This window comes from Moorena sp. SIO3B2, assembly GCF_010692525.1.
Taxonomy (GTDB): domain Bacteria; phylum Cyanobacteriota; class Cyanobacteriia; order Cyanobacteriales; family Coleofasciculaceae; genus Moorena; species Moorena producens.
In genome coordinates this window covers 1-5,769 of the sequence record NZ_JAAHHE010000369.1, presented here as the reverse complement: position 1 = coordinate 5,769, position 5,769 = coordinate 1, and the positions used below count along the sequence as shown (strand labels likewise).

Below are 5,769 nucleotides of genomic sequence, written 5' to 3'. Positions count from 1 at the left end.
TGGGGGAGTAACTTGCTACCCCTCCGAGAGGCTGTTAGAGGAGGTAGCCTATATTGCTTATCACTTGCACTGGTCCTACGACCAGATTATGAGTCTGGATCATCAAGAAAGACAGCGCTGGGTGGCAGAAGTAGCAAGTATTAATGAGAAGTTAAATGAGCAGGTAATTGGGTAATGGGTAATGGGTAATGGGTAATAGGGAATAGGGAGAAGGGAGCAGGGAGCAGGGAGCAGGGAAACAATTATGTGTACCTCATTATTATGAGAAATGTATCAGCTATCAGCTATCAGCTATCAGCTATCAGCTATCAGCTATCAGCTATCAGCTATCAGCTATCAGCGATTAGCGCACGCGATCGCGTTCAGCTTATGGGTTACTTGATAGCCCTTGTGGCCTGTGCCACTGGCAGGTTCTGCACACAGACCCATGCGCCATGAGCAACTGCATCAACAGAGAGTCAAATCTTATCACTGTTCCCTATTCCCTGTTCCCTGTTCCCTGTTCCCTATTCCCTGTTCCCTACCTTGGATAAATTTTCAACTTGAATCATTAGGAGTGAGTTATGGCAAGTTTAGGATCGGTTGTGCCTTTAGGAGCAAATGCGGCTTACGCTGGATTGACTGGGGCGTTGGGAGCTCGCCTTGACCCGTACCAAGGCTTTAATTTCCTGATTGAAATTGGGGGGTTAATAACGGGTGGGTTTAGTGAGGTCAGGGGTCTAGAAAGTGAGATTGAGGTAGAGGAACGTCCTGAGGGAGGTCAGAATCGTTATGTTCATCAGTTAGTAGGTCGAACTAAGTATCCGAATTTGATCTTCAAACATGGTCTAACCGGCATCGATAGCCTATGGAATTGGTATCAGGCCACTAGTCGAGGTGTAATTCAGCGTAAAAATGGCACAATTATGCTGCTAGACCGCCACCAGATACCAGCCATGTATTGGAATTTCAAGCAGGCTTTGCCAGTGAAGTGGACTGGTCCAGAGTTTAATGCCAACAGCAATGAGATTGCATTCGAGACCATTGAGTTAATTCACAAGGGCATTACCAAACCACTTCTGAGTCAAGCACTATCTGGAGGACGAGCGGTTGCTGGACTAGCAGGAGGACTTTGATGACATCTCAACCTCAGGTCACTAACAATCAGACTTGGTCAGAGAGTATCAACCCACAACTGACGCGACGACTCCTGCGCCCGATGGTCAGCCCTGGTGTGATTGGTACTCAAATAGCAGGGTCAATTATCTCCCGGGTCCAAGGGATGACCAATGGACTGCCCTTAATGGGTAAGTTGATCCAACGCCAGCAGCGGTTAGAGGGTCAATCAGCAGAAGCAGTTCCGATCGTGTATGCTCAGCGAATCCGGCCAGCAGCAAAACAGGTAGAGACGGGACATGTTACTTCTCCAATTACCTCTACCAATGTGGCTTCTCCAACTAGAGAAACAGGTAAGGAACTACCTTTGATATCAACTAGATTTCAGGTCGATAAAGATACCTCAGTACAAAAAAGTACAGGGTCAAATTCCCAGAAATCTAGAGAAAATCCTACACCCCAAACTTCAAATTCAATCCCCTCTGAAAGGGGTAAATCGGGGACAAAACCATTGATTGTCCAGGCAAAATTTGTCAACTCCACTAAGAGGAATTCCCAGAAAGTAGATTCTGATCACAAACCCCTAGTTTCTGGTCTTGAATCGTCTAGGGAAACTAGACTATCTTCTGAGTTATCCTGGCCAGTTGTCCAAGCCAAACCCATAGACTTCTTGCAGAAGTCGGGAACAGGGAACAGGGAACAGGGAACAGTGGACAAGAATTTAGACAAACACTATCAGAAAACTACTTTACAGGCTAAGCGATCGCTAGGCAGTTCGGGAAAACTGACCCAGTCGCCAGTGATTCAACGGTCCCCAATGCGATCGCTTAACAAAGAGATAGTCAAGAGCCCATCCGAAGGAAACCAGCCACTGATTCAACCCACTCCGGAGCGACCAGTGATCAAGGAGATAGTCAAGAGCCCATCCGAAGGAAACCAGCCACTGATTCAACCCACTCCGGAGCGACCAGTGATCAAGGAGATAGTCAAGAGCCCATCCCAGGGAAACCAGCCACTGATTCAACCCACTCCGGAGCGACCAGTGATCAAGGAGATAGTCAAGAGCCCATCCCAGGGAAACCAGCCACTGATTCAACGCACCCCGGAGCGACCGGTGGTTAGAGAAATTTCAGGAAAAGATGGTTATCAATTATCTGCTCCCCTGATTTTTTCTGCCTCTGGGGTGAATAGAACGTCATTTGCTGGCAACGGACTAGGAGTTAGTAGTTCGCCCTCTATTGCTGATAATGGCTCTGGAGTTATCCAAAGAATGCCATCTGCCAACGGTGCATCAGTATCAACACCTCTATCAACTACTAGGTTACAGTCAACTACCGTGATTCAGAAAGCATCAGAAAATACCACAAGCGCTACCACAAGTAGTCAGTCTTTCGAGGACATTGATGTCGATGAATTAGTAGACAAAGTACACCATAAACTGATGCAGAATCTGACCATAGAAAGTGAGCGGAGGGGATTAACCCAATGGCATTAACACCGTTTAAAAATCTAGCCCAAAAAACCCTAAGCCAAAGTAAACGATCAACAAGTCGCTTCTCCGGGGCAGAGTTAGATAAATTGACCATCCTCAAGGAGCAGCCAGGAAAACGGTGGCAGATGGTTTTTCCAGAAAACAAACCAATGCCTCTATTCAATCCTAATGAAATTCAAATTACCAAGACAACCCAATGGCGTCATGAAACTCTCAAAAACCGCGATCGCGGTGATACTAAATTTATTGGTGGGGATCCAGCAACCCTGACTCTTGACCTATTTTTTGATACCTACGAAGGACTACCTGGGGGTATAGCTGGGGGGCTTAAGTCTTCCCTCAAACTAATCGCATCGGCGGCAGGGGCTTCATCGGCAGTAGATGTTCGACAGTATACTAATAAAATTTTTGAGTTGACTCTGATTGACTCTGATTTGAAACGTCCTCCTGTATGTGAACTCTGGTGGGGTTCATTTAACCTAATTTTTAAGGGGTATCTTGGACAACTAACTCAACGTTTTACCCTATTTACATCCAATGGGATGCCAGTCAGGGCAGCCCTCAACTGTACTTTTCACCAGTTCATCCCGGAAGAGGATGAGGAACGGCAAAGACCGAGTTCTCTAGCACGGGATGACGACCCAATTCACGTTGTGCGACGTGGAGAAACTCTGAGCAGCATTGCGGGTGTTGAATATAATGACCCCAGCGTCTGGCGAGAGATTGCCAAGGCTAATGGGATTAGTAATCCCCGTGACCTGACACCAGGTCAAGTTCTGACCATCCCAGTACTTAATCAAACCTAAAATAGACCTCTTGCAAAAGTATTTTTCTGATAGTGTTTAGGTCAATTCTTGTCTACTGTTCCCTGTTCCCTGTTCCCTGTTCCCGACTTCTGCAAGAAGTCTAATTAACCATGGTCTCGACACCTCCTCGAACTAGTACCAATAGCATCGCTACCTCAGTCCCTGGTTTCAGAATTCTGATCAGGGGACAACAGTTGCGGTCTGATGTGATGGCAGTAATTGTGGATGAAAACGTTAGTACTCCCACTATGTTTACCATCAAGCTTGCCAACTGGGACCAAGAACAGCAGGAGTGGATTGATCCCCAACTGTTTAAACTAGGCAATGAGGTAACGATTTTTATGGGCTACGGAGGAAGTAGAGGAAAGCTCCAAAAACTGATGGTCGGTCAGATTACTGGTCTGGAACCAGAATTTGCCCATGGGGAAATACCTCTGTTGACAGTGCGGGGCTACGACTACAGTCATCGATTGCTTCGGGGTTACAAGACTCGCTCGTTTACTAAAAAGAAAGACAGCGATATCGCTAGAGATATTGCTAAACAAGCGGGTCTAAAGTATGGGGGAGTAACGACAACGCTGGTTTTGGACTATGTACTACAGCATGACCAAACAGACATGGAATTTCTTAAGACCCGTGCTCAACGACTTGGTTATGAGGTTGTCGTTCAAGATAAAACACTATATTTTCGTCCCCATCAGGATAAATCCAAGTCAGTGTTGACTCTAGTTCAACGAAAGGATCTACTCAGTTTTTCTTCCCGACTGACCAGCTTGACCCAGGTGGGACAGGTGGAGGTGCGCGGTTGGAACCCCAAGGACAAGAAAGCCTTCATTGGGCGATCCAACCCTGGTTTTAGTACTAACAAAAGCGGTGCTAAGGCTGTAGACCAGGCTTTGGGTAGTGGAAAAAAAACCAGCGAACGTTTGTATCGCCCCGTGTTCAGTCGAGAAGAAGCTGAGCAAATCGCTCAAGGGGGATTTAATAACATGGCTCTAGAATACATCCGTGGGGAAGGCTTGTGTGTCGGACGCGCTGACTTGCGAGCAGGTAGCGTTATTACTATCCAAGGGGTGGGCAAACAGTTTAGTGGTGACTACTATGTGACCTCCACCACCCATACCTATTCCCATAAACGAGGTTATCGCACAGCATTTAAGGTTAGGAGGAATGGGACGTCATGATTTTTTATAGGCAAGAGGCAAAAGGCAAGAGGCAAGAGGCAAGAGGCAAGAGGCAAGAGGCAAGAGGCAAGAGGCAAGAGGCGTAGGGTGCGTTAGGGACGGGCTCCCCTTGATTTTCCCCCTCTTGACATCGGTTGAGAGAGCCCGGCCCGTAACGCACCATGGGCAAGATGCCCGTTCCACCCACCGGGTCAAACAGCATGCATTGAGATGCACCCGCAGCAAAAGCTCTTGTAGTCAACTTTTGCCTTTTGCCTTTTGCCTTTTGCCTCTTGCCTTGCCCATAGCGCTATATCGAGTAAGCTAATCACCAATCACCAATTATGACAAGCATCGATTTACTGACTAATTTGCTAGGTCCCCCTGAAATCCGAGGTCGTTTCTATGGGGTGACTATGGGAATAGTTACCAACAACGGCGATCAGGAAAACTTGGGGCGAGTCAAGGTCAAGTTTCCTTGGCTCTCAGATGATGATGAAAGTTATTGGGCTAGGGTGTTAACTCCCATGGCTGGTAATGACCGTGGTATTTATTTTTTGCCAGAGGTGAATGATGAGGTACTGGTAGCTTTTGAACAAGGTGATATCAATTTTCCCTATATCCTAGGAGGGCTTTGGAATGGCAGAGATAAACCCCCTGAGTCTCCTGAAAAAGGGAAGGGAGATGGGAAAAAGAAAATGATTAATAAGCGCACAATTAAGTCCCGTAGTGGTCATATTATTCGCTTAGATGATACTCAAGATAAAGAAAAAGTTGAGGTAATTTCCCATAATAAACATACTATCCGTTTAGATGATACTAAGGAAAAAGGGAAAATTGAAGTAATTGCTCAAAGTGGTCATGCTATTCGTTTAGATGATACTAAAGGTAAAGAAAAAATTGAGGTGATTGATAAAACTGGCAAGAATAGTATTATTATTAATACCAAAGAGAATTCAATTACCATTGAGTCTAAGGAAGGTAAACTTAAACTTGGTGGTAAGGGTATCGAAATTATTTCCGAGGAAGATATCAAAATTACTGCCAAGAATAACCTGGATATGAAGACAGATAAGTCATTTAAAGTTGATGCTAATGGTAGCAAAATTGAAACTAAGAAGGGGATGCATTTTAAAGCTAGTAAAGACGTGAAGATTACCGGTAATACGGTATCAATTAATTAAGCAATCAGCTTTCAGCAATCAGCTTTCAG

The 5,769-nt window shown here is 45.7% G+C and carries 8 protein-coding genes; 7 read left to right on the top strand and 1 reads right to left on the bottom strand.

Features of this window, described 5'->3' with window-relative positions; genetic code table 11:
* The 6 genes from F6K38_RS43700 to F6K38_RS33820 all read left to right on the top strand — a co-directional run.
* Nucleotides 1–175: DUF6760 family protein (locus tag F6K38_RS43700; RefSeq protein ID WP_353737248.1), on the top strand; the 175-nt coding region annotated here is incomplete at its 5' end.
* 86 nt (nt 176–261) lie between these two features.
* Nucleotides 262–438 carry a hypothetical protein gene (locus tag F6K38_RS33840; RefSeq protein ID WP_287249922.1) on the top strand — a complete coding sequence of 59 codons (177 nt, stop codon included), beginning with the start codon at nt 262–264 and terminating at the stop codon, nt 436–438.
* A 125-nt stretch (nt 439–563) separates the two neighbouring features.
* The gene (locus F6K38_RS33835; RefSeq protein ID WP_071105170.1) at nt 564–1,115 is read left to right on the top strand and encodes a phage tail protein; all 552 of its coding nucleotides are present in this window, start codon (nt 564–566) and stop codon (nt 1,113–1,115) included.
* The gene (locus F6K38_RS33830; RefSeq protein ID WP_287359476.1) at nt 1,115–2,590 is read left to right on the top strand and encodes a hypothetical protein; all 1,476 of its coding nucleotides are present in this window, start codon (nt 1,115–1,117) and stop codon (nt 2,588–2,590) included. Before F6K38_RS33835 ends, F6K38_RS33830 begins: the two co-directional genes overlap by 1 nt.
* Nucleotides 2,581–3,393 (top strand): CIS tube protein, encoded by an 813-nt coding sequence (locus F6K38_RS33825; protein WP_287359473.1) that lies wholly within the window; start codon nt 2,581–2,583, stop codon nt 3,391–3,393. The genes F6K38_RS33830 and F6K38_RS33825 overlap by 10 nt, the downstream gene beginning before the upstream one ends.
* 110 nt (nt 3,394–3,503) lie before the next feature.
* Nucleotides 3,504–4,577 carry a phage late control D family protein gene (locus F6K38_RS33820; protein WP_287359472.1) on the top strand — a complete coding sequence of 358 codons (1,074 nt, stop codon included), beginning with the start codon at nt 3,504–3,506 and terminating at the stop codon, nt 4,575–4,577.
* Nucleotides 4,578–4,581: 4 nt separating this feature from the next.
* Here F6K38_RS33820 and F6K38_RS33815 read toward each other — a convergent pair whose 3' ends face one another.
* Nucleotides 4,582–4,818, bottom strand: coding sequence for a hypothetical protein (locus tag F6K38_RS33815; protein WP_271968665.1), 237 nt, complete (start codon nt 4,816–4,818; stop codon nt 4,582–4,584).
* An 82-nt stretch (nt 4,819–4,900) separates the two neighbouring features.
* On the opposite strand from F6K38_RS33815, the gene F6K38_RS33810 reads away from it, so the two are divergent.
* Nucleotides 4,901–5,740 carry a phage baseplate assembly protein V gene (locus tag F6K38_RS33810; protein ID WP_287249915.1) on the top strand — a complete coding sequence of 280 codons (840 nt, stop codon included), beginning with the start codon at nt 4,901–4,903 and terminating at the stop codon, nt 5,738–5,740.
* Nucleotides 5,741–5,769 lie beyond the last annotated feature (29 nt).